This is a genomic window from Glutamicibacter sp. MOO4, assembly GCF_056934395.1.
In genome coordinates, this window is sequence record NZ_CM167800.1 from 1,621,771 (window position 1) to 1,646,469 (window position 24,699).

Sequence of the window (24,699 nt, forward strand, 5' to 3'; positions counted from 1 at the left end):
GCGAGGTTTTATTGATTACCTCACCCGGTCACTAAAACTGTGCTTACACGTCCAAACAATGCGGGCCGAGCAGCACCTTGAGGTCCCCAAACAGGGCTGGATTCGGATTAACTCGGAAGTTCATTCCCAGTCGCATCAATGAGGTACCGCGGCTACCGGTGAGCTTAACGCGCACTTCGGTATTGCCACTATGGGTGCGAAGTACATCGCCCAGTCGTTGCACCAGTGATTCAGTAGCCTTGTGCGTTGGAATGCCAATGACCACTGGACCGCCGTTGGCGTCCTCGGAAATTTCCGGGATCATCATCTCTTGTGCGTTGAGCGTGATTGATCCATCATCGCGTCGCTGGACGCGTCCCTTGATGACCACGAGCAGGTCATCGGCCAGGATCTCGGCAATCGGCTGGTAGGCCTGCCCGAAGAACATCACTTCCATCGAGCCCGAAAGATCTTCGATTTCACAGCGCGCGTACGGGTTGCCACTCTTCTTGGCAATTCGACGCTGCAATCCGGAAATCATGCCCGCGATGGAAATGATGTGCCCATCTTGAGGTCCATCATCAGAAAGTACGTGGGTGACAGGCATATCCGCATATTGGTCAAGCGCTGAGCCCAAACCCTGCAACGGGTGATCAGATACGTATAGTCCGAGCATGTCACGCTCGTAGGCGAGCTTTTCCTTCTTGTCCCAGTCCGGCAGGTCTGGGATGGCAACATTCATCGATTCTGAAGCTTCGTCAGAACCCAACGCACTGAAGAGGTCAAACTGGTTGGCTGCTTCGTTGCGCTTCACCTGAATCACCGAGTCGACGGCTTCTTCGTGGATCGCTACCAGGGCTCGACGCGGATGCTTCAGCGAGTCAAAGGCGCCGGCTTTGATCAGTGATTCAATGGTTCGCTTGTTGCAAACTACTGCTGGAACCTTGCTCAGGAAGTCACTGAAGTCGTTGTAGTTTCCCTTTTCTTTACGGGCCTCGACGATGCCGGCCACGGCGTTGGTACCAACGTTTCGAATAGCGCCCATACCAAAGCGGATGTCCTTACCCACTGGGGTAAAGTTCAGCGCCGATTCGTTAACATCCGGTGGCAAAACGGTGATGCCGATGTGGCGACATTCGTTCAGGTACAGCGCAAGCTTGTCTTTGTCGTCACCAACCGAGGTCAGCAGCGCCGCCATGTATTCGGCAGGGTAATGCGCTTTGAGGTATGCGGTCCAGTAGGAAACCACACCATAGGCGGCCGAGTGGGCTTTGTTGAAGGCGTAGTCCGAGAATGGAAGCAGAATATCCCACAGCGTCTTCACAGCAGCGTCGGAATACCCGTTGTCGTTCATACCCTGTTTGAAGCCTGCAAACTGCTTATCCAGTTCAGACTTCTTCTTTTTACCCATGGCACGGCGCAAAATATCTGCCTGACCCAGGGAGTACCCGGCCAGCTTCTGCGCGATCGCCATAACCTGCTCTTGGTAAACGATCAGGCCATAGGTTCCACCGAGGATATCGGCCAGTGGCTCTTCAAGCTCAGGGTGGATCGGGGTAACTTCCTGCAGACCCGTTTTGCGCAAGGCATAGTTGGTGTGCGAGTTAGCACCCATGGGGCCTGGACGGTAAAGCGCGATAACTGCGGAGATGTCTTCAAAGTTATCCGGGCGCATCATTTTCAGCAGCGAGCGCATCGGACCGCCATCAAGCTGGAACACGCCTAGCGTGTCACCGCGAGCTAGCAGGTTATAAGCCTCGACATCTTCAATGCCCAGGGTTTCCAGATCGATTTCGTCGCCGGTGTTGTACCGGACGTTTTCCAAAGCATCGGAAATGATGGTGAGGTTACGCAGACCCAAGAAGTCCATCTTGATCAGGCCTAGGCCTTCACAGGTTGGGTAATCGAACTGCGTGATGACCTGTCCGTCTTGGATACGGCGCATAATTGGGACCACATCAATGATGGGATCAGAACTCATGATGACGCCGGCCGCGTGCACGCCCCATTGTCGCTTTAGACCTTCAAGGCCCTTGGCAGTTTCAAAGACGCGGGCAGCTTCCGGGTCATTAGCGACCAGGTTACGGAAATCCCCAGCTTCGGAATAACGCTTAGCTTCGGGGTTTTCAATATCGTTCAGGGCAATATCCTTGGCCATCACCGCTGGCGGTAGGGCCTTGGTTAGGGTTTCACCCATGCTGAAGGGATAGCCCAGCACACGCGAGGAATCCTTCAGCGCCTGTTTGGTCTTGATCGAACCATAGGTAACGATCATGGATACACGTTCATCGCCATACTTCTCGGTCACGTACTTGATGACCTCAGAACGGCGGCGATCATCGAAGTCGACGTCGAAGTCGGGCATGGAAACACGTTCAGGGTTCAAGAAACGCTCGAAGATCAAACCATGGACCAGCGGGTCCAAGTCCGTAATACGCATAGCGTAAGCAACCATCGAACCTGCACCAGAACCACGTCCTGGACCAACGCGAATTCCGTTGCTCTTGGACCAGTTGATGAAGTCCGCAACAACCAGGAAGTAACCCGGGAAACCCATCTTGATGATGACATCAAGCTCGTAGTCCGCCTGCTTGCGTGAAGCTTCGGGAATTCCGTCCGGGTACCGGTAGTGAAGACCCCTGTCGACTTCCTTGATCAGCCAGCTGGTTTCATCCTCGCCTGGCGGGCACGGGAACTTTGGCATGTAGTTGGCGTTGGTATCAAAGTCGACTTCAACGCGGTCTGCGATAGCTAGGGTGTTGTCACAGGCTTCGGGGAATTCCTTGAAAAGTTCGCGCATTTCTCGCGCACTCTTGAGGTAGTAGCCGGTGCCGGAGAACGCAAAGCGGCTACCGCCTTGATCATAGGTCGGCTCATCAAGGGTCGAGCCCGAGTTGATGGCCAGCAAGGCTTCGTGAGCCTTAGCGTCTTCTTCATGGGTGTAGTGCAGGTCGTTGGTGGCAACGAGCGGAATGTCCAGTTCTTTGGCAAGACGAAGCAAGTCCTTGGTAATGCGCCGCTCGATTTCCAGCCCGTGGTCCATGATCTCGCAGAAGTAGTTCTCTTTACCAAAAAGATCTTGCAGCTCAGCAGCTGCAGCTTTGGCTGCGTCGTACTGGCCCAGACGCAATTTGGTTTGCACTTCACCCGAAGGGCAACCGGTGGTGGCGATAATGCCTTCGTGGTGTTCGTTGAGAAGCTCTCGATCCCAGCGTGGGTATTTACCAAATACGGAGTCTAGTGATGCCCGCGATGAACCTTTAAAGAGGTTGTTCATGCCTACGTTGTTATAGGACAGGAGCGTCATGTGGTTATACAGACCACCACCGGAAACGTCGTCGCCTTTTTGCGACTCGTCGGTACGCCACTTCACACGGGTTTTATCGTTACGGGCAGTGCCCGGAGTGACATACGCTTCGACGCCAATGATGGGCTTGACCCCAGCGCCGGTGGCTTGCCTCCAGAAGTCGAAGGCCCCGAAGAGATAGCCGTGATCCGTAATCGCCAGGGACTCCATGCCTTGACGATTAGCCTCAGCAAAAAGTTCGCCGAGTCGGGCAGCACCGTCCAGCATGGAATATTCGGTGTGGGTATGAAGATGAACAAATCCGTCGCGTGTAGCACTCACCCAAACAGTCTAACGACTCTTCGGGACCCTTTGGGTCACCACAGCCCACCCGGTGGCTGTGGTTATCCCGACAGGTTGCCTCTGGCACGGCGAGGTGCCATGCGATCTGCTTTAGTAGTCGCCTTCGCGTAGCAACTCAAGAGCACCGTCAAGGTCTGTTGGGTAGTCACTTTCGTATTCAACCCACTGCCCAGACACGGGGTGACTGAAGCCCAATCGCTTGGCATGTAGCCACTGCCGAGTCAAGCCCAGAGCTGCCCCGAGCTTGGGATCTGCACCGTAGGTTTGGTCTCCGGCGCAGGGGTGTCCAAAGGCGGAGAAGTGCACACGGATCTGGTGTGTTCGACCGGTCTCCAAATGAACTTCAACCAGTGAAGCACGACTAAAAGCTTCGATGACCTTGTAGTGGGTCACCGATTGGCGTCCGCCTTCAAGGACGGCGAACTTCCAGTCATGCCCTGGGTGGCGTCCGATGGGTGCATCGATGGTGCCCTCCAGCGGATCAGGTAACCCTTGGACGACAGCGTGATAGATCTTTTTTGGGGTGCGTTCCTTGAAAGCTCGTTTCAGGGCGGTATAGGCACGCTCCGACTTTGCGACCACCATCAGTCCGCTGGTTCCAACGTCCAGACGGTGAACGATCCCCTGACGCTCTGCTGCACCCGAGGTAGAAATGTTGTAGCCCTCCGCCATGAGAGCGCCCACCACAGTGGGGCCAACCCACCCAGGAGAAGGATGGGCTGCTACGCCGACCGGCTTGTCGATGACTACATAGTCATCGTCATCAGCGATGATCTTCAGCTCTTCCACTTTCTCAACCTTTATTTCTAATGGATCACGTTGTGGCGGGATGGTCACATATAGCTGGTCACCGGCTTTAAGCTTCACAGCTTTTGAAACCGTGCGGCCATTAACTTGTATCTGTGAGTCCTTGCAAAGGCTTAGAGCAAGCGTTCGAGGAATCTGAAGGCTATGTGCCAAGTAGGCATCTAGCCGTGCCCCTACGTCGTCCGGGTCCACAAGTAGTTCATACGTTGTCGTCTCTGCGGAAATCAAGGCTTAGGCTCCGTTTCATCCAACCCGTGGTCCTCTTCTGCTGGCGAATCTCCGATGGTTCCATCAAGGTTTCGACCGCGAATGAGCATATAAGCGACGGCGATCATCGAACAGACGATAAAGGAGTCGGCAACATTGAAGATTGCGAAGTGATTCACGGAGAACATGTCTACTACGTGACCAAATCCAAAGGCTGGGTCGCGGAAAATGCGGTCCCCTAGATTCCCTAGGACTCCGCCGAGCAAAGCGCCCAGTGCGATCGCCCAGCTGCGTACTAGTACTTTGCGGCTGAGCAGGTAAATGACGAAGACCGCTACTGCTGCTTGGAGTATGGCAAAGATGATGGTGAAGTTTTCTCCGATGGAGAATGCTGCACCAGGGTTCAAAATATAGTGAATGCTCAAGAAGCCTGGAATGACTTCAAATGATTCACCAAGATGCATGTTCTGCTCCACCGCGATCTTCACGACTTGGTCCAGTACCAAGGCGATCAGGGCAATAACTAGGCCCAGGCCCAGAAACTTTTTGGGTGACAGGGATTTGTTCCCCGATTGAACTGCGTCCACAGTAATACCTATTGATTCCTCTTAAACGTCAACGGTGGTGCCCGGATATTATCCGTGCACCACCGTTGATCTTACTAGATAGCTAGATCAGGTTTTGACCTGTCAGCGACTAGTTCGACTTGGTTGCGTCTGCATCGATCGAACCCTGGGACTCAAGGTCACGCAGCTGTCCTTCGATGTAGGTCTTCAGGCGAGCACGGTAATCGCGCTCGAATCCACGAAGCTGCTCAAGCTTACGTTCGAGAACCGACTTCTGCTGTTCCAGAGCCGACAAGGTCTTGCGGCTCTTTTCCTCTGCAGAGGTAACCAGCGTGTTCGCCTCGGTCTTTGCGTCCGAGATGATCTTGTCGCGCTGCTCAACACCGGAGGCAACGTACTCATCGTGCAAGCGCTGAGCCATCGACAGCACGTTGGCTGCCGACTCTGCGGATTCGCTACGAGGAGCGGCTGCTGGAGTTGCAGCGGCAGCTGATGCAGTCGAAGCGGCAGGTGCTGGAGCGGCAGCAGCAGCAGGTGCTGCGGCTGGCTTCTCTGCAACCGCAGGCTTTGCTTCAGCCTTCTTCTCTTCAACAACCGGCTTTGCAGCTGGAGTTGCAGCCTTAGCTGGCTCTGCTGGCTTAGTTTCGGTCTTCTTCTCCTCAGCAGGCTTTGCTGCTGGAGCTGCCGAAACTGGTGCAGGAACGGTCTGTTCCTTCGATACCGAACCGGCATCTTCACCAAGCTCAGCAAGTCGGCTGCGGAGAGTTTCGTTCTCACCGGTCAGGCGACGCAGCTCCACTACGATCTCGTCGAGGAAGTCATCTACCTCGTCTTGGTCATAGCCTTCACGGAACTTGGTCGGCTGAAACCGCTTATTGACTACGTCTTCTGGCGTTAAAGCCATTGGGTCACCTCAATACTGGGATCATTTCCGCACGACCATGTCTTGCCTTGCGAAACACTTACCTTTGTTGTCAGTGTCGCGACCGGTGAAGTCGGAGCACTATTTCCTAAAGGATATAACGATTTGGACACTAAATACGAAATCAAGCTTACGCTCGTGTCTCATATTCTTTGAATCTACAGGGTTTGGACTCACAGAACAATCCCTGTTCTAGACGAAAACCGCCTAATCAGATCCCTGTACTGGTACCTACGCTGTACACCACTGCTTTGACAAGCATTACAACGATGAACAACAGCAGAAACGACAGGTCAAGACGAATTCCGCCAAGATCTAGTGGTTTGATTCTCCTCCGCAACCAGCGCAGTGGAGGATCAGTAATCGACACGATTGCAGTAGCTGCAATCAATGCGATGCCTTTGGGTTGCCAGTGGCGAGCAAAGCTTTCAGTAATATCCAGCACAATTCGCATCAGCAGTAGAATCTGCAGAATTGCTAAAGCGAGATAGATGATCCCGAACACCATTTGTGTGTGTGCTCCTGGGCTCTTAGCTTTGGTTGAAGAAAGTAGCCTGAGCTTCAGACTTCTTGTGGTCTTCTCCCAGCACCTCAACGGTTGAAGGAGAAAGTAGGAAGACCTTGTTAGTCACGCGCTCGATTGAGCCGTGCAAGGCGAAAACGAGTCCGGCGGAGAAATCAACGAGGCGCTTGGCATCGGTCTCGCCCATATCGGTGACGTTCATAATCACCGGGATTCCGTCACGGAAGTTCTCACCGATGATCTTGGCATCGTTGTAAGAACGTGGGTGAACGGTTGTAATCTGACGCAATTCGGAATCCTCATCCCGTACTGAAGGGGCACGCTTGATTGGGGTGACCGGAGCACGGTATTCCGTCTCTGGTTCTCTAGCTTGTGATTGCGCTGCAGCTGGCCTTGCGACAGCTTGCGGACGTGGGGTTTCTGCAGGGCGCTGCGATGGAGCAGCATCCTCAACAACACGCACCTGGCTTTTAGGCTCGGAGTATGCTGATTGGGTTTCTTCTTGCTCGACGGCGTCCGCCAAGCCGAGATATACCATTGCCTTACGTAGACCGTCAGCCACGATGTTTCTCCTCGTTTATCCCTTGCATGCAACCCCATTGCATGCTTCCGCTACTCCGACGCTACCGTACAAATTTCTGCAGACATCGTTTATTCGTTCAATTCCGCGCGGTGTGTCGCGCACGCCTACGCTGCGGACCAAATCAGTCCAGCAAGTCGCCCGGCACTTGGTGTGCGACGGTACGAATAATAGCTTTCGTTTTCCAAGGTACAGACCTCGCTTTGGCGTACCTGAACCCCGAGCTCAACAAGCTCTCGTTCGGCCGAAGCCGGCAAATCAAGTCCTGCACTCCCCCAGCGAGTTTCAGATCGAATACCCGCCCGGAGCGACTCGGACTCCTCCGCCATTTCGGTTGATACTTCGTAGCATCGTCCGCAAATAGAAGGTCCAATAATCGCTTCGATTTGATCTGCACCTAACGCCCGAAGCTCTTGGACCGTACGAGTGAGAATATTATCGAGCAGTCCGCGACGTCCTGCATGCGTTGCTGCGGTGAACGTGCGATCAGCTTGTGCATCTGTGCCAACAAAGAGCACCGGAAGACAATCAGCGACCATTACAGCCAATGGCTGCTTGCCCGTAGGATCAACCAATCCATCACAAGTAGGTGCCGGCGGTTCAAGCCATGAGCTACGCTCCACCGGTTGCACTTTGAAGACATCGGCTGAGTGCACCTGGTTCATGAAATTAAGCGAGAAACGCCGAACCCCGATCGAGTCTTCCAACCGGCTACGATTCTCCGCTACCAGGCGGGGATCGTCATCCACGTGCAAGGCGAGGTTTCCCTCTTCTTGCGACGTAAACGCCAACTGAATACTCGGATCGAGGTCCGACGTGAAATGTAGCACTGCTCAGCTTCTCGCTGTTTTTACTTCAGGAAGTCAGGAACATCCAGATCGTCGTTCGAACCGTTGAGGTCCGAATCGACAACGTCAGGAAGATCCTGGAACGAGCCGTTGTTCTCAGCAGGCTTTTCTTCAGCAACCGGAGCTGGCTTTGCAGCTGCAGGTGCCGCAGGGGCCTGGTGTTCAGGTACTGATGCAGGTACTGGCTCAACTGGACGCGAAGATACAGCTGGCTTTGCTGCAACCGGTGCCATTGGCTTGCTGGTTACATCTGGCTCGTCAAAACCAGCAGCAATCACGGTGACGCGTGCTTCATCGCCCAGGGCATCGTCAATGACGGCACCGAAGATGATGTTAGCTTCGGGGTGAGCAACTTCCTGCACCAGGCGAGCGGCTTCGTTGATTTCGAACAGACCGAGGTCCGAGCCACCCTGGATGGAGAGCAACACGCCGTGTGCGCCATCGATGGATGCTTCAAGAAGTGGCGAAGCGATTGCGAGTTCGGCAGCCTTGACTGCACGATCCTCACCGCGCGCCGAGCCGATACCCATGAGTGCGGAACCCGCACCCTGCATAACAGACTTAACGTCGGCGAAGTCCAAGTTGATCAAACCGGAGGTAGTGATCAAGTCGGTGATGCCCTGCACACCGGAGAGCAGGACCTGGTCGGCCTGGCGGAATGCATCCAGAACCGAAACGTTGCGATCCGAGATCGAGAGCAGTCGATCATTCGGAATCACGATCAAAGTATCTACTTCGTCGCGCAGAGCTTCAATGCCCGACTCGGCGGAGTTCGCACGACGGCGACCTTCGAAGGTGAACGGACGGGTGACAACACCGATGGTCAGTGCACCAAGCGAACGCGCAATGCGTGCAACTACTGGTGCGCCACCAGTACCGGTGCCACCGCCTTCGCCGGCGGTAACGAAGACCATGTCTGCGCCACGTAGGACGTCTTCGATTTCTTCTACATGATCTTCAGCTGCCTGGCGTCCCACATCAGGGTTAGCACCAGCGCCCAGGCCGCGAGTAAGTTCGCGTCCTACGTCTAGTTTGACGTCGGCATCACTCATAAGCAGAGCCTGAGCATCGGTGTTAATGGCGATAAATTCTACGCCTTTAAGACCGACTTCGATCATTCGATTGACTGCGTTTACACCGCCACCGCCGATTCCGACGACTTTAATGACCGCGAGGTAATTCTGTGGAGCTGCCACGTCCCGCTTCCCTTGTTAGATGTGCTACATATGTCACGACTTCAGCTCAGAACCTTCATCTTTAGCCTTAAGCTTTAGGTTCTGTCAAGCTGTCGTTATAAGAAACGCTATGAGTCGTGTGGTCTTTGTGCAACGACCGCCGAGGCGTGTCGCTTGTTCAAAACTATCTTTCCAGAATTTGTCGGCTTATTCGTCCTCCCGCGCCCATAAGCCCGAGACTTAATAAACCACTGGATTCTCTGGGTTGGTAACGTCGATGGTGGTCTTGGCTGAATCCTTGTCGCCAAGCTCTTTCACGAAAATCTTCGCTACCTGGTTTTTTAGTGCAGACTTCGTATTGTCTCCCCAAATCAGCGTGCGCTTCTTGGGAAGGGCAAGTTCTGCAAAGCCTGCTTTGGACAGGGTCGCTGTTGTAACGTCCTTCAACACTTCCTGATCCACTGAGCTCAAGATGCTGGTCAACAACTTAAACTTCTCAGGGTCCTTGGTTTCATTGCTGGCTTTGATCTTCGGAAGTTTCGTCTTGTCTTTTTTGCCCAAGGTACGAAGCTTCTTGCCGGTCTCAGAGACTAGATACTGCTTGTCGCCATCAACCAAGATGGCCACCGGATCCGCCTCGATAACTTCTACCACCAAGGTATTTGGCATCTGTGCTTTAACGACCACACTGTCGATGGCTGGCTGCTCACCGATCAGTTCCTGAACCTTGGACTCCGAAATTCGTGGAAGGGGAGTGCCCTTCAGCGGCTCCAAAGATTGCGTCAACTTTTTAGCGTCAGTCAGCTTGGTGCCAGAGACTTCAATTTTCTTCGCTGCCAGCAAAGGAGAAAAACTCAAAATAAGCACTGCAACGAGGCTGAGCACCACAATGCTCACCGAGATAATGATCAGCAGCTTACGTCGCTTCTTCTCCGGACTTTCCGGAAGTACTACGACTTTTGATTCTTCACCCATGGAACGCCTTGTGTGGTTGGTACGACCAATGTCATTGGCCTACGACTATTGCCTGCTTGCGTTAGCTCAGTGATTTCACGATTTCAGGACCCAGCGCGGTGACATCACCGGCGCCGATGGTCATCACGACATCTCCGGGTTCTGCCTTCTCGATCACGTGTGCGACCGCAGCAGCAGGTTCAAAGACGTGTGAAGTAACTTCAATCCGCGAGGAAATCAGCTCACTGGTCACGCCTTCGATCGGCTCTTCGCGAGCCGGGTAGATTTCCAAGACTGCCACTGAATCCGCCAGCGAAAGTGCCTGCGCGAATTCTCGGTAGAACTCCTTGGTGCGGCTAAACAGGTGCGGCTGGAAAACAATGTGAAGTTTGCCTTCACCGGCAACAGTGCGCCCCGCGGACAAAGCGGCCAAAACTTCAGTTGGGTGATGCGCGTAGTCGTCATAGACCCGAACTTCACCGACTTCTCCCTTGAACTCAAAGCGGCGCGCTGCACCGGAGAAGCTTGCGAGCGCCTGCAGTGCTTGGTCAGCGTCAAGGCCTGCGTCCAGCGCAACACTCAGTGCTGCGGCAGCGTTGAGTAGGTTGTGCTGGCCAGGTACAGCCAGATCCATGGTGTGTTTCTGACCGTCACCTAGGTCAATATTGGCGGTAAAGCGTCCGTCTGCTGTGGCCTGCGCCGCAGAGAGACGGTGATCAGCATGCTCGCTAAACCCGTAGGTACGCACACGCAGGTCGCTGCGTTCGGCGCGCATCTTATTGGCCAGGTCGTTAGCGCCTGGATCATCCGCGCAACAAATCAGCAGACCATTTTCTGGCAGCAACCAAGCGAAGTCCACAAAGGCTTGGTGTACTGCTTCGGCGGTTCCGTAGTGATCCAGATGATCGGCCTCGACGTTGGTCACGATGATCACGTCAGGTCGGTAGTTCAGGAACGACGCATCGGATTCGTCGGCTTCGGCAACAAAGTATCCGCCTGCACCAAGCTCCGCATTGGTACCCAAGCTTGGGATATTTGCGCCTACTGCAAAGCTGGGGCGTGTGCCAACAGCCTTGAGCATGTGAGCGGTCAGCGAAGTGGTCGTGGTTTTTCCGTGAGTACCGGCGACGGTCACGACCTTCTCGTGGCCTCGCATGGTAGCTTCCAAGCCCTGTGAACGGTGCAGAATCTTCAGGCCACGACGTACGGCCTCATCGTATTCTGGGTTTCCCGGCTTGATGATCGAAGAGATCACCACAGTTTGGGCGTCACCCAAGTTGGCAGGATCGTAGCCAATATGGATTCGAGCTCCGCGTTCACGCAATCCGTCCAGAACCGGCAGGTCCTTAGCGTCGGTGCCCGAAACTTCCAGCCCGTAGTCCAGTAGCAATCGAGCCACCGCAGATACTCCGACCCCGGCAACGCCCATGAGGTGTACTTTGCCGAGTTCAGTGTGCAGTTCGTTGGCGCGCAGTGCCATGGTTCTAGCCTTCCTGACCCGCACCACGGCGGGTTGAAACTTCTTCAATAATTCGACGCGCCATGATTTGTGCGGCGTCGCGCTGCCCTAACGAGGCAGCTGCTTGAGACATCTGTTCAAGTTTATGCTGATCGCCGAGCAATGTGATGACATTTTCGGTGACATAGCTCTTGGAAAATTCGTCATCAGAGACCAAGAGCGCTCCCCCAGCAGCGACCAAAGCACGGGCATTAAGTTTTTGCTCTCCGTTGCCGATTGGCAGTGGGACCAAAACGGCTGCGGTGCCGGCAACTTCTAGTTCGCACACGGTTCCTGCACCGGAGCGGCAGACCATCAGATCGGCCACGGCGTAGGCATACTCCATACGGTCAACGTACTCAACCTGGGTGTAACCCTCGTGTTCCAAAAGCTGGCCCTCGGAGTTAAGAATCTGCTTGCCTCGTCCGGTGATATGCACGGTATGCACTCCGGCTGCATGAAGCTCATCAAGCGAGTCGGCGATAGCAGTGTTGATACTCTGCGCACCCGAGGATCCACCGGTGACCAACAGGATCGGCTTGGCATCTGGAACGCCGAAGTACGCACGAGCTTCATCGCGCAACGCGTGACGATCCATCTGTGCCACGTTGGAGCGCATTGGCATACCAACTTGGACTTCGCCGGGAAGTCCGGTCTGCGCAAAAGTGGTTCCCACAAAGACGGCTGATTTTGCGCCGAGCTTGTTGGCCATACCTGCCACGGAGTTAGCCTCGTGAACAAAGATCGGGATCCGTAGCTGCTTGGCAGCTAGGTAGGCCGGGGTGCAGACGTAGCCTCCCACCCCGAGTACCGCTTCAGCCTTGGTTTCTTTAAGCACACGCTTAGCTTGGTTCAGTGCCGTGAGGAAACGGAACGGGAACTTAAACAGGTCAAGATTCAGGCTGCGAGGCATGGGTGCTTTAGGGATCAGCTCCAAGGGATAGCTGGCCTCTGGAACCAGTTTGGTTTCCAGACCGCCAGGGGAACCCAAGGCAGTGATCTGTGCACCGGCTTGTTCAACTTTCACCGCATCGGCAATCGCCAGCATGGGTGAGATGTGGCCAGCAGTTCCTCCGCCAGCGACGACAAGACGCATTGCTTCGCTCATCTGCTCTTCTACTCCTTTGGCCCCGAACGTACGGGCTTGGTACCCTTCAATATGAATTCAGGGCGTCAACGTTTGTGTGGCGAACGGTGCGCTACTTTTGCTTAGTTGGCTTGGTTTTGTTCAGGTTCTTCTCTGCGCCGGCTTCAAAAGCTAGCTTCTGAGCCCGAGCAGATGACAGGACAAAGCCCATGGCCAACATAATGGCTAGCATGGCCGAACCACCGGATGAGATAAACGGTAGCGGGACACCAATGACCGGAAGCACTCCGGTAACCGTACCTAAGTTTACGAACGTCTGGCCAACGACCCACGCCATCAAGCAACCCATGAGCACCTTGGTGTACATGTCGTTGGCTCGAATCGCAATGCGGTACATAGCCAGGGCCAAGACGATGAACATAGCAAGTACGAAGAGCACACCAATCAGACCAAACTCTTCACCCAAAATGGAGAAAATGAAGTCGTTCTGGGCTTCTGGCACATAAGACCACTTCATGCGGGACTGCCCGGCGCCCACACCAAACCAGCCACCGGAGGCGAAAGCGTGCAGACCCATACTTGCCTGGTAACAAAGCTGGTCGCTAGGACCACAATCGGTATCCAGCCACGCAAGCACACGCTGACGTCGGTTGGAAGATCCCATAACGGCGATGGCCATGCCAACAAGGCCTACGGCTCCGAAGCCGGCCAACCACTTCATGCGAATTCCGCCAAGGAACATCGCTGTGGCGATCACCATCAGCAGCACCAGTGCAGTACCAACGTCTTTACCGACAACCACCAGGCCAACAATGCCGATGCCAACCGGAGCGACGACCGGGATGACCAAGTGCTTGATGTCGTGCAGCATGTGCTGCTTCTTCTCAAGCATGAAGGCGGCAAAAACGGCCAAAGCCAACTTTGCGAACTCACTTGGCTGCAAGCCTAAAGGGCCGATCCTGATCCAGTTTCGGTTACCCAGCACGGTGTGACCCAACGGGGTAAAGGCAACCATGAACAGCAACAACAGTGCACCAAAAACTGCCGGCCAAGCCAGAGCTTTGAGCTTGGTTGGTTTGAGGAACTGCATACCTAGCATGCACAGGATGCCCACGCCGGCGAACATCGCCTGCGATAGGGCTACGGTGAAGCCGTCTTTGCCTTTGGCGATGGCTTCCACCGAGGCGGAGGACTGCACCATCAATACTCCGAAGATGGCCAGTACTACCGAGATCGCAAGGACCATCCAGTAATCCATGGACGCCATGCGTCCGCTGGCACTTTCAACCGTGCCAATCAGTTTGCTCAACAAGGGAGTTTTTGCTGCGGCCCCCGTGGCTGGCTGATGTTGCTCTGTCGCCATCGGTGCCTCCTGCCTTGGTGTCATCTGTACGGTAAACGGTTGCTTAGTTCTCTTCGCCAGCTTTATCCATCAGATCACTGACGGCGCTGATAAACGCGTTGCCACGCTGGGCATAAGAGCTGAATTGATCCATCGAAGCCGCCGCAGGTGCCATGAGTACGGTGTCCCCTGGCTCAGCGATTTCGCCAGCCTTCGCCACGGCCTGAGCCATGACGTCGGTGCCGGTTGGTTCACTCAATTGTGCCGACTGTGCCAGAGCGGTGATGTTGATGACCTCAACATCCGGAGCCTTGGCAGCCAGAGCCTTAATCAGTGCCGCGGTGTCGGTTCCGATCACCAGCACCTTAGCCAAGCGGTGTGCGTGCTTAGCGACCAACTCTTCGTATTCAACACCCTTAGATAGGCCGCCGGCGATCCAGACAACACGCGTAAAGGCAGCCAAGGAGGCGTCCGCGGCGTGTGGGTTGGTCGCCTTAGAATCGTTGATCCAGAGGATGTCGTTCTTTCGAGCTACTGCTTGGATGCGGTGTTCACCAGCATCAAAACCGCTCAAACCGTTAAACACGGCTTCTGGTTCAACGCCATAGGCACGGGTCAGTGCCGCTGCTGCGGCTGCATTGGCTGCCGTGTGCCGAGGAACAATCTCACCGATCTGATCCAGCGGGATCAGTTCAGCGGCACTCGATTTGCGATCTTCAACAAAAGCACGGTCAACCAACAGGTTCTCCACGATGCCAAGCATGGATACTGCTGGAGTATCAGTGGTGAAGCCAACAGCACGGCAGCCTTCAATGACGTCAGCATTTTCCACCATCGAAATGGTGACTTCTTCTTCAGCGTTAAAGATCGCAGCGACTTGAGTGCGCTCGTAGATCTTCGCTTTAGCGTCCTTGTAGTTCTCAAAGCCGTCGTGCCAGTCAACGTGGTCTTCTGCGATATTCAGAACCACGGAGGCCAACGGCGAGATGCTGTGGGTGTAGTGCAGCTGGAAGCTGGAGAGTTCTACGGCAAAAACGTCGTATTCAACCGGTTCGCGAACTGCATCAAGAATCGGGGTGCCAACGTTTCCTACGGCGATGGCCTTCAGGCCGGCTGCACGCAAGATCGATTCGGTCATGCCCACCGTGGTGGTTTTACCGTTGGTACCGGTAATCGCCAACCACTTTGGAGCCACATGGCCGGCACGGTTTTGCACACGCCAGGCCAGCTCAATGTCGCTCCAGATAGCAATTCCCAGATCCGCAGCTTGCGCGATCACTGGGTTACGTGGATTCCAGCCCGGTGAAACCATCACCAGCTGTGCTTGTTCGCCAGCTACCAATGGCAGGGAGGAAACGTGTTCGGCACCAAGCAATACTTCGTGGGCGCCAACAATCTTGAGCGTTTCGCCACGCTGCTGGTTCTTCTCATCATCTTTGCCGTCAATGACGGTGACGATGGCGCCCAGCTCGATCAGTGTGTCGGCGGCGGAGAAGCCGGAAAGCCCCATGCCTGCAACAACAACACGCAAACCTTTCCAGTTAGCATCCCAGCTAGTTAGTGAGTCCAAAAGTTCTTTGGCATCTGCGCTCACAGTGCGACAACCCATTCAGAGTAGAAGAGTCCCAAACCGGCAGCCACAAAGAGGCCGGCAAGGATCCAGAATCGAATTACGACGTTTTCTTCGGACCAGCCCGAAAGTTCAAAGTGGTGCTGCAACGGTGCCATCTTGAACACACGCTTACCACCGGAGATCTTGAAGTAACCCACCTGGATGATCACCGAGAGTGCAACGATGACAAACAGACCGGCAATGACTACAAGCAACAGCTGGGTGCGCGAGAGGATCGCGAACGCGGCAATGGCGCCACCAATAGCCAACGAGCCGGTGTCGCCCATGAAGATCTTTGCAGGCTTGGCGTTGAACCAAAGGAAAGCGATCAGTGCACCGGAGAGGGTGGCACCAAGCAGGGCCAGGTCCTGTGGGTCACGAACCGAGTAGCAAACATCCATCGAGCTGATGTTGGCGCACGCTTGGTTCTGCTGCCAGATCCCCATCAGGGTGTAGGCACCAAAGACCATAATTGCCGCACCGGTTGCTAGCCCGTCCAGACCGTCGGTGAGGTTCACCGCGTTAGTGGTACCGGTAACGATGAAGTTCGCCCAGATCACAAACAGGATGAGTCCAAGTAACGGTCCAGCAAATGCCAGATCAATGTTGGAGTCGCGAAGGAATGAGATCGCGGTGGAGCCCGGGGTCAGGCCGCGTTCGTTAGGGAACTGCAAGGCCATCACCGCAAAGCTGATACCAAAAATCGCCTGAAGGACGATCTTCTGCCATGCGCGTAGCCCCAGGGAACGCTTCTTAAAGATCTTGATGAAGTCATCTAGGAAGCCGACCAGACCCATGCCTCCAAAGAGCAGCAGGGCAAGTAATCCGCTGGCGGTGATGCCAGAGGATGAGCGTCCCATCAAGGCAAGGATGCCGTGAGTGGCGAAGTATGCAACAAATACCGCGAGCACAAAGACCACGCCACCCATAGTTGGGGTGCCTGACTTTACGGCGTGGGAGTTTGGTCCATCATCACGAACCACTTGGCCATACTGCTTAGCAGTAAGCAGTTTGATGTACAGCGGCATTGCCACCATGGTCAAAACGAGGGCAATGCCAGCCCCCAAGATCAATGCGATCACGCGTCTTCGCCTTCCTTCACGAATGCTGCGATGTCGTCGCCAAGGAAGCGCAGACCGGCCCCATTAGAGGACTTGAATAGGGCAATATCCCCTGGTTGAAGTTCAGCTTGCAGCAGTTCACGAGCTTCGTCCACGCTTTCAACGTAGTACGCCTCGTCGCCCCAGCTACCTTCAAGCACGGCCGAGTTGTAAGCCGGCTTAGCGCCGGATCCAACAACAACCAGTTTCTTAATGTTCATTCGAACGGCTAAGCGTCCGAGCAAGTCATGTTGGTGAATTCGTTCATCACCGAGTTCAAGCATTTCACCCAGTACGGCCCAGGTGCGTCGACCCGGTGCACCGTCTTCGCCCAGTCCCAGTTCTGCCAGCGTTACCAGAGCGGCACGCATGGATTCAGGGTTGGCGTTGTAGGCATCATTGATGATGCTCACCCCGTCGGCGCGTTCGATACGCTCCATGCGCCAACGGCTACCGGCGGCCCGTCCGTCTAGGCTTGAGGCGATGGCCTCAGGGTCGATGTCTAGTGCGTAGGCCGCGTTAGCAGCTGCCAAGATATTGCTGACGTGGTGTCGGCCGAGCAGCCCGGAGGTAATCCGCTGGCTGTAACCGTTAGGGAATTCAAGGGTGAGCTGCGGCTGTCCTGCAGAATTGACCACAATGTCGCTGGCCCAGACCCCTGCCCGTTCTGGTTTGTGCTCGCTGGTGCCAAAGAAACGCACTTCACCGGAGGTCCGGTCTTCCATGCGAGCCACACGGGAATCATCAGCGTTCAGAATTGCGATGCCATCGGTGTCCAAAGCTTGAACAAGTTCGCCCTTGGCCTTCTCGATGTTTTGCACGCCGCCAAATTCACCGGCGTGGGCGGTACCAACACAGAGCACCACTCCGACCTGCGGGTGCACCATGTCGGTGAGGTAGGTGAGGTGGCCAAGGCCAGTAGCGCCCATCTCGATAACAAGGTACTTAGTTTGTTCCGTCGCAGTGAACACCGTCAGCGGTACGCCAACTTCACCGTTGTAGGAGCCGATGGGTGACACCGTCGGTGCCACGTCCGAAAGGATCGACGCTAGCAAGTCCTTGGTGGTAGTTTTTCCGGCCGAACCGGTAATGCCAACCACCTTGGCGTCGTTTTTGGCTTTCAGGTACTGAACAATGTGAGCGGCGATCTTGCCCATTGCCTCAACAGCGTCATCAACGATGATGGCCGGATGTACGTTCCGGGCATCGTCGTAGGTCAGCCGTTCTGCCAGAGCTAGTACGGCTCCGGAGGCTAAAGCGCGATCAATAAACGCGTGTCCGTCGGAGAATTCTCCGGGCTTGGCTACAAATAAGCAGCCTGAAGTAACTTCACGCGAATCCGTGGTCACGGAAGTGATCAGCGTGTCGGAAGCGACTGTAGCACTCGCTTCTCCCCCGGTGATCTTCAGTAGGTCAGTCAAAGACAGTTCAATCATGGCATTAAGGACTTTACACTCGTGCGGAGGCGATAGTGGTCTTGTTCAATCTAGGATTTGGTCACAAATCCATGAAGATTTAGCGCGTTGGCTAATTCCACACGATCGTCGAGTTCTACATCAATTCCCGCAACGTCTTGGCTTACTTCGTGGCCACGACCGGCTACGAGGATTGCGTCGTTGCTCTTGGCTAAACTCACAGCGAATTCCACGGCTTTGGCGCGTGGCGCGATGTTGTAGAGCACCGTTTCGCCGCGTTCGTTGCGGATGACATCTTGCGCTCCGGCCGCCACTTGTTCACGAATCGGTTCTGGTGCTTCACCGTGTGGATCATCATCGGTGACGATGACAATGTCCGCGTGACGCGCTGCCACGGCTCCCATATCTGGGCGCTTGGTCTTATCTCGTTCACCGGTGGCGCCAAAGACGATAATGCGTCGCCCGTTAGCACCAGGACGGATCGAGTCCAAGGCTTTGGCCAAGGCATCAGAGTTGTGCGCGAAGTCGACGACTGCAACCGGTGACTCGGCCACGACCTGCATTCGACCTGGAACGGCCACCGAAAGCGGATCCTTGGCATCCAGCGCCTTTTGCAAAGCGTCAAGTTCTACTCCGCTTGCGAGCACCATGACGGTTGCTAGCGCGGCGTTAGCTACGTTGAACATGCCGGGCAACGCGGTGCGGGTGCGCAGTACCTGTCCGTCGCGGTGTGCCAAGGTGAAGCTATGGCCGAGCCCAGAGTGCTCCAACTCGATGACTCGCCAATGTGCAGCGGTATTGCTTTCATCCAAGCTCAGCGACAAGGTAGGGATCTGGGCTTGGTCTGCTAGCCGTGCCCCGTATTGATCATCAACCATCACGACCGCGCTCTGGCTGTGTTCAGCAGTGAACAACTCGGCCTTGGTCTGGAAGTAATCTTCCATGGTCCCGTGAAGGTCCAAGTGATCCTGGGTGAGGTTGGTGTAACCGGCCACCGCAAAGTTCAGCGCGTCAACGCGTCCATAACTCAAGGAGTGACTGGAGACTTCCATGGCCACGCTGGTGACGTCCTGCTGCGCCATGCGCGCCAGTACTCCGTGAAGCTGGGTTGATTCAGGAGTGGTTAGAACGCTGGGGATAATTTGACCCCGCGCAGACATTTCGATGGTGCCGATCAGTCCGGTCACTTCACCGAGCGCTTCAAGAATCGAACGAATCATGAAGGTGGTGGTGGTTTTGCCGTTGGTCCCGGTGACTGCGAACAGCGTTGGGCTCTTGTCCTTGGTGCCATACACAGCCTGGGCAATCTGCGCTGCAGATTTACGTACGTTGGCAACCACGGCGACCGGAATGGACAGGTCTTCGGGCAGTAACTCCAGTCCGGCGGTATCGGTGATAATCGCGACCGCGCCATTGGAGATCGCGGTGTCAACAAATTCTGCGCCGTGACGCTTCGCCCCGGAGATGCCAAGGAAGACATCGCCTGGCTGGATAACTTGCGGGTTCAGGCTTACTCCGAAAACCTGCACGGTAGCGTTGAACGCAGTTCGCGTTCGAACCGCGCCAGCAGCGCCGCAGACCTGTTCAAAGCCCAAGCCGGCCATGTTCTCTGGACGAAGGTACCGCTCCAACTCGCGTGGAGTTCCGGGATTCTGGGCTACCAAGATTTCTTTTGTTCCTTACCTGCAAAGACGTCATACGCCTCTGAATCTGTTGTGCTCGGTGGCACGTTGAATGTGTTAAGCGTGTGGCTCATCACGTCGGTAAACGTGTCAGCGACCGTGAAGGCTTTCCAGTCACCCTTAGGGCGATACATGGTTGCGACAACTACGTACTGTGGGTCTTCCAAAGGTGCTACACCTGCAAAGGAATAAGTATAGCCGTCGTAGCCCTTATCACCCGCGGCCTGACCGGTACCGGTCTTACCACCAACGCGGTATCCGGGGATGGCTTCCTTGTAGCCGGTTCCGTAGTCGACCACGGATTCCATGACCTTAAGCATCTCTTTGGCTGTGGTTTCTTTGACCACGCGTTTCTGCTCTGGGTCAGGAATCTTAGTGACCGAACCATCATCGTTTCGGTAGCCTTCGATCAGACTTGGAGAAAGTCGCACGCCACCGTTGGCCAAGGTCTGGAAGATCGAGGCAGTGTGGAGCACAGTCTGCGAGTAGCCCTGACCGAACATGGTGGTGTACTGCTGACGACGGTCCCAATTTTCTGGCTTGGCCAGCTGGCCTGCACTAGCACCATTGAGGCCAACCTGGATGGGAGTTCCCAGTCCAAAGGCCCTCATGTAGTCATAGCGGGTCTGCTTGCTCATCTTGCTACCGATCATCACCGTACCGGTGTTGTATGAACGGGCGAAGACACCGGCGACAGTCATGTCGTAGGTTGGGTGCCGCAAGGAGTCGTTGATGGTCTCCTTGGTGAAAGTCTTCTTGTTCGGCACGGTCATCACGTCGGTGGGCTTAACAACACCTTGATCAATGGCCGCAGCGAAGATTGCTGCTTTACCGGTGGAACCTGGCTCGAAGGCACGAGTAATGGATGTGGAGTGACGGAACTCAGGATCGGTCGCGCCCGGGTCATTGGGATCAAGCTCGGCAGAGTCACCGATAGCCAGAATCTTGCCGGTCTTAACTTCCATGGCAACCACGGAAACCCACTCGGCGTTGAACTCGTCGCGCTTCTTTTCAGCAGCGCGCTGAGCCACGTAGTTGATATCTGAGTCGATGGTCAGCAAAACGTCCTGACCATTAACTGCAGGAGTTTCTTCAACCTCGGTCACCGGGATACGAACGCCGTCGGCGCTGATCTCGTATTTGCGACTACCTTCGGTTCCAGCCAAATGATCTTCTTGGCTCAGTTCCAAACCTTCGGCACCAACTACCGAGGTCTGGTCTTCAGAGTTTTTGACGAACCCCAAAAGTGGTCCGGCAATGACGCCCTGTGGGTACTGGCGCTCGCTGCGTAGCAAGGAAGACAGGCGAGGAATGCCGATTTCGTTAACTTCGTTGCGGACTTCTGGAGTCACGCTCTTGGCAAGGACTACGTAGCCTTTAGGAGTTGCATCTCCTTGCGGGCGAACCTTTTTTGCCAGTTCTTCGCGGTCTTGATCTAACGCATCAGCTAGTTCATCAATGGCCTGATCCCAAGAGACCATCTCGTGGCCGTTGGAACCATCGCGTTTTGCGCGGCGGATGTTTTCATCCTGCTGGCGCTGGTCGATGACAAGATCGTAGCGATCAACTGAGACGGCCAGAGTTGTTCCGTTGCGGTCCTCAATGGAGCCACGGGTCGGAGCAATGGTTTCTTGGCGTTCGCGATTTTCCTGGGCTGCGTTGGCGACGGAAGTTGCGTTGATGCCCTGGACCCAAACCAACCGGCCCAGGATCACCACCAACAAGATTACCGAGAGAAGCAGTACGAAGCGCATCCGCTTTTTCACAGTGTCGATTGCCGTCGAGCTCACAATGAACCTAACTTTCCCTCAGCGTGGTTTCCAGCAGTATCCGCTAGCTCTTATCTAGCTTAGGAAGATCTGGCTACCCTGCTGGGGATTTGGTGCTTGGAGCCGGGATCGTGCCGCCATTGAGCTCTGATTCCTGGAATACCGGGCGACCGTTATCAGCTACCTCGCGGTTGCTTTTTGCGGTAGTCACCACGGTTTCCTTGGAATCCTGAGCCGAAGCAGTGGAATCATTTGCTTCTTGTGAGGTTTTACCCACAGTGGTCTTTGGAGTCGAGGACTTTTCTTCCTTAGCCTTTGACTCAGTCTTCTTGCTCTCGCTGGTCGTTGAGCCTGGCAGAGGCAATGTGCCGTACTCTTGCTTGCTGTCCTTAGCCTTGACTGCTACTTCAGCGTCCTGAGTCACTTTGCTCTCCGAAAGGCTGATCAATCCAGGAGCACCTGGTGAAACCAGACCCAGATCTTTAGCCTTGGCAGCCAGTGCCTGAGGTGCACCCAGGGACTGCGCTTCTTTGAGCAATGATTGATTCTCTTGCGAAAGAGCACGTTCCTGATTGCGCAGCGAGACGATGTCGTACTGACGCTGTGCCACAGAAGTGTTGAGCAACACCAGGGTGACGATAACGCTGAAGGCGAGCAAAACGAGGACTGCTGACATGGTGACCATGGAGCGTCGGTTTGTTTCTCTGATCCGTGGGACCAAAGAAAGAGTCACTCGCTGTCGCAAATCACTCTTTGGCAACTCGCTAGCGAGCACGGGCTCTGGGCGTAAGGCTCGTGCAGTGTTGCCTTGGACAACTGGTTGGTTGTTCACGATTGCAGCATTCTGCACGCGACGCGGGGCTCGTTGGCTCATCCTAGCTCCTCTTCAACACTCGCTCCACAGCTCGTAAACGAGCTGAGGCTGCGCGGGAATTTTCTGCAATTTCCTGGTCGCTCGGCTTTTCGGTGCCTTTGGTAAGGACCTTATATTCAGCCTTATGTTCTTCAAGCTCTACCGGGAATCCCGGAGGGGCCGAAGATGTGCCACCTTGGACAAAGTGGCGCTTGGTGATCTTGTCTTCCAAGGAGTGGTAGCTCATCACAACAACTCGTCCCCCGACGTTCAGTGCGCCCATTGCTGCTGGGATAGCACGTTCAAGAACGTCTAGTTCCTCGTTGACTGCGATGCGCAGTGCCTGGAAAGTTCGTTTGGCCGGGTGGCCGCCATTGCGAGCAGCCGCCGCCGGCACGACTCGACGAATGATTTCGACCAGTTCGGCGGTAGTGGTGATTCGCGATTCGGCACGTGCCTCAACGATTGCGGTCGAGATCCGTCCGGCGAATTTTTCTTCGCCCCACTGTCGAATGATCCGCAGCAGTTCCTCGCGGTCCAAGTCGTTGACTAGGTCCTCTGCGGTTGGCCCTACGGAAGTGTCCATTCGCATGTCTAGAGGTGCGTCGTAGGAGTAAGCGAAGCCACGCTCACGCTCGTCGAGCTGCAGCGAGGAAACACCAAGGTCGAAGAGCACGCCGTCAATGCCTGGGAAGCCCAAGTCCTCGACTACGTCTGCGATCTCATCGTAGACAGCGTGCACTAGATCGATGCGATCCTCGAATGGCTTCAATCGAGCGCCTGCTAGTTCGTGTGCCTGCTCATCACGGTCAAGACCGATAAGGTGCAAGTTTTCAAACCGCTTCAAAATGGCTTCTGAATGGCCACCCATACCAAGGGTGCAGTCCACAACGATTGCTCGACGGCCTTCAGCATTTGCCCGTTCAATACCTGGTGCTAGGAGATTTACGCAACGGTCCAGAAGTACTGGAACATGGCGTTCTGATGCTGGTCGTTGAGAATCTTGATTTGGCACTGCGCCCCCTTTCGATGTTCAAAGTGTTGTTGGAATCAGATCCCCCTCCAACCAAGTGGCAGTTCAACCTTCTGGCTCCGGGGAAGTGGAGCCAGACGATCTTCCCCCTCTAGGTGGCTGGAGATCTCATCCCAACATCTTGTGCTGTCGGATTGACCTTGGGCCGCAGCCCTTAGTCCTCATCCGTATCTGAGAACACGTCTTCCTGTTCATCCAGATACTGTTGCCATGCCTGCGTGTCCCAGATTTCAATGCGGTTACCCGCACCAATTACTGTCACTTCACGGTCAAGGCCACCGTAGGTACGCAGTACCTGCGGAATCGTGACTCGTCCCTGCTTGTCCGGAACTTCATCAGATGCCCCCGAGAGGAATACACGTGCGTAGTCGCGTGCTCGTCGTGAGGTCAATGACGCCTGAGCCAGTTGCTCATGCTGTTTCTCAAACTCCCGCTGACTGAAAACGTAAATGCAACGTTCCTGACCGCGGGTAAGAACCAGCCCGAAGGACAATTCATCACGATATTTAGCCGGAAGAATTAGGCGACCTTTTTCATCGAGTCGGGGCGTGTACGTTCCAAGGAACATGCACACCACCTCTCCACGAATCGGCCGGAAGCCCCATTCTTCTCTACTTGCCTCCACTTTACTCCACAACCCTCCACTGTCAATGCGATTTCACTGGTTTCGCGAGGGTCTGGAGTAAAAAATCAGCGCAATCTAGCGGGTTCTCAGACTGATTGCAGGTGGAGGGAGCGAGGGGATCCTAGACAGACTTCACTACTGTTTCAGAGATTTTGCAGTGAAATACTGCGGAATCTAGGGAATCCTGAGTCCAGTGGTGGAAAGTGGAGTGGATTAGGGAGCAAAGTGGGGTGGCGCCAAAACGCCGCTGGAACAACCAAGCTTGGAATCTGCCGAGAATTTGAAATAGCACTTTGAGGCGTGTCGCATGACGCACTGCTCGCGCACCGCAGGGACGGCCGAAAATGCGCTCAGTCACGTGGCATCCAGGAGGAAATCTTGGTCACCTTCAGGCTTCCCCGCCAATAAGGTGGCCTGAGTTTTTAGACAAAAAAGAGGTGTAACCCTACGGGCTACACCTCAACTACGTGTCC

20 protein-coding genes are annotated in these 24,699 nt (G+C 55.0%); all 20 read right to left on the bottom strand.

Annotation, left to right across the window (positions count from 1 at the left end):
• Positions 1-43 precede the first annotated feature (43 nt).
• The gene (gene dnaE / locus AC1Z3F_RS07535; protein ID WP_444613682.1) at positions 44-3,607 is read right to left on the bottom strand and encodes a DNA polymerase III subunit alpha; all 3,564 of its coding nucleotides are present in this window, start codon (positions 3,605-3,607) and stop codon (positions 44-46) included.
• A 111-nt stretch (positions 3,608-3,718) separates the two neighbouring features.
• A complete protein-coding gene (locus AC1Z3F_RS07540; protein ID WP_483566943.1) occupies positions 3,719-4,660 on the bottom strand; it encodes an RluA family pseudouridine synthase in 942 nt (313 codons plus the stop codon).
• Positions 4,660-5,229 carry a signal peptidase II gene (gene lspA, locus AC1Z3F_RS07545; protein WP_242632452.1) on the bottom strand — a complete coding sequence of 190 codons (570 nt, stop codon included), beginning with the start codon at positions 5,227-5,229 and terminating at the stop codon, positions 4,660-4,662. Before lspA ends, AC1Z3F_RS07540 begins: the two co-directional genes overlap by 1 nt.
• A 109-nt stretch (positions 5,230-5,338) precedes the next feature.
• Positions 5,339-6,112: a DivIVA domain-containing protein gene (locus AC1Z3F_RS07550; RefSeq protein ID WP_444613684.1), complete on the bottom strand. Its 774-nt coding sequence runs from the start codon at positions 6,110-6,112 to the stop codon at positions 5,339-5,341.
• A 229-nt stretch (positions 6,113-6,341) separates the two neighbouring features.
• A complete protein-coding gene (locus AC1Z3F_RS07555) occupies positions 6,342-6,638 on the bottom strand; it encodes a YggT family protein (RefSeq protein ID WP_131088553.1) in 297 nt (98 codons plus the stop codon).
• Positions 6,639-6,660: 22 nt separating this feature from the next.
• Positions 6,661-7,215, bottom strand: coding sequence for a cell division protein SepF (locus tag AC1Z3F_RS07560; RefSeq protein WP_131088554.1), 555 nt, complete (start codon positions 7,213-7,215; stop codon positions 6,661-6,663).
• 125 nt (positions 7,216-7,340) lie between these two features.
• Positions 7,341-8,063, bottom strand: a complete 723-nt coding sequence (locus AC1Z3F_RS07565; RefSeq protein ID WP_483566889.1) for a purine nucleoside phosphorylase YfiH/LACC1 family protein — start codon at positions 8,061-8,063, stop codon at positions 7,341-7,343.
• Between the two features lie 20 nt (positions 8,064-8,083).
• Positions 8,084-9,277: a cell division protein FtsZ gene (ftsZ, locus tag AC1Z3F_RS07570; protein WP_262197430.1), complete on the bottom strand. Its 1,194-nt coding sequence runs from the start codon at positions 9,275-9,277 to the stop codon at positions 8,084-8,086.
• Between the two features lie 219 nt (positions 9,278-9,496).
• Entirely contained in the window at positions 9,497-10,231 is a 735-nt protein-coding gene (locus AC1Z3F_RS07575) for a cell division protein FtsQ/DivIB (protein ID WP_483566890.1), read from the bottom strand.
• Between the two features lie 61 nt (positions 10,232-10,292).
• A complete protein-coding gene (gene murC, locus AC1Z3F_RS07580) occupies positions 10,293-11,690 on the bottom strand; it encodes a UDP-N-acetylmuramate--L-alanine ligase (protein WP_483566891.1) in 1,398 nt (465 codons plus the stop codon).
• 4 nt (positions 11,691-11,694) lie between these two features.
• Complete coding sequence (gene murG / locus AC1Z3F_RS07585; protein WP_131088559.1) at positions 11,695-12,816, bottom strand: undecaprenyldiphospho-muramoylpentapeptide beta-N-acetylglucosaminyltransferase; 1,122 nt, start codon at positions 12,814-12,816, stop codon at positions 11,695-11,697.
• A gap of 91 nt (positions 12,817-12,907) precedes the next feature.
• Complete coding sequence (locus tag AC1Z3F_RS07590; RefSeq protein WP_483566892.1) at positions 12,908-14,158, bottom strand: FtsW/RodA/SpoVE family cell cycle protein; 1,251 nt, start codon at positions 14,156-14,158, stop codon at positions 12,908-12,910.
• Between the two features lie 43 nt (positions 14,159-14,201).
• The gene (gene murD / locus AC1Z3F_RS07595; protein ID WP_483566893.1) at positions 14,202-15,746 is read right to left on the bottom strand and encodes a UDP-N-acetylmuramoyl-L-alanine--D-glutamate ligase; all 1,545 of its coding nucleotides are present in this window, start codon (positions 15,744-15,746) and stop codon (positions 14,202-14,204) included.
• Positions 15,728-16,831 carry a phospho-N-acetylmuramoyl-pentapeptide-transferase gene (mraY, locus tag AC1Z3F_RS07600; protein ID WP_131088562.1) on the bottom strand — a complete coding sequence of 368 codons (1,104 nt, stop codon included), beginning with the start codon at positions 16,829-16,831 and terminating at the stop codon, positions 15,728-15,730. Before mraY ends, murD begins: the two co-directional genes overlap by 19 nt.
• The gene (locus tag AC1Z3F_RS07605; RefSeq protein WP_131088563.1) at positions 16,828-18,285 is read right to left on the bottom strand and encodes a UDP-N-acetylmuramoyl-tripeptide--D-alanyl-D-alanine ligase; all 1,458 of its coding nucleotides are present in this window, start codon (positions 18,283-18,285) and stop codon (positions 16,828-16,830) included. The genes mraY and AC1Z3F_RS07605 overlap by 4 nt, the downstream gene beginning before the upstream one ends.
• Before the next feature lie 50 nt (positions 18,286-18,335).
• On the bottom strand, positions 18,336-19,928 hold the full coding sequence (locus tag AC1Z3F_RS07610; protein WP_483566894.1) for a UDP-N-acetylmuramoyl-L-alanyl-D-glutamate--2,6-diaminopimelate ligase: 1,593 nt from the start codon (positions 19,926-19,928) through the stop codon (positions 18,336-18,338).
• Complete coding sequence (locus tag AC1Z3F_RS07615; RefSeq protein ID WP_483566895.1) at positions 19,922-21,736, bottom strand: peptidoglycan D,D-transpeptidase FtsI family protein; 1,815 nt, start codon at positions 21,734-21,736, stop codon at positions 19,922-19,924. The genes AC1Z3F_RS07610 and AC1Z3F_RS07615 overlap by 7 nt, the downstream gene beginning before the upstream one ends.
• Before the next feature lie 73 nt (positions 21,737-21,809).
• A complete protein-coding gene (ftsL, locus tag AC1Z3F_RS07620; RefSeq protein WP_262197422.1) occupies positions 21,810-22,589 on the bottom strand; it encodes a cell division protein FtsL in 780 nt (259 codons plus the stop codon).
• Between the two features lies 1 nt (position 22,590).
• Entirely contained in the window at positions 22,591-23,583 is a 993-nt protein-coding gene (gene rsmH, locus AC1Z3F_RS07625; protein WP_131088566.1) for a 16S rRNA (cytosine(1402)-N(4))-methyltransferase RsmH, read from the bottom strand.
• Positions 23,584-23,755: 172 nt separating this feature from the next.
• Positions 23,756-24,169: a division/cell wall cluster transcriptional repressor MraZ gene (gene mraZ, locus AC1Z3F_RS07630; protein ID WP_131088567.1), complete on the bottom strand. Its 414-nt coding sequence runs from the start codon at positions 24,167-24,169 to the stop codon at positions 23,756-23,758.
• Between the last annotated feature and the right edge of the window lie 530 nt (positions 24,170-24,699).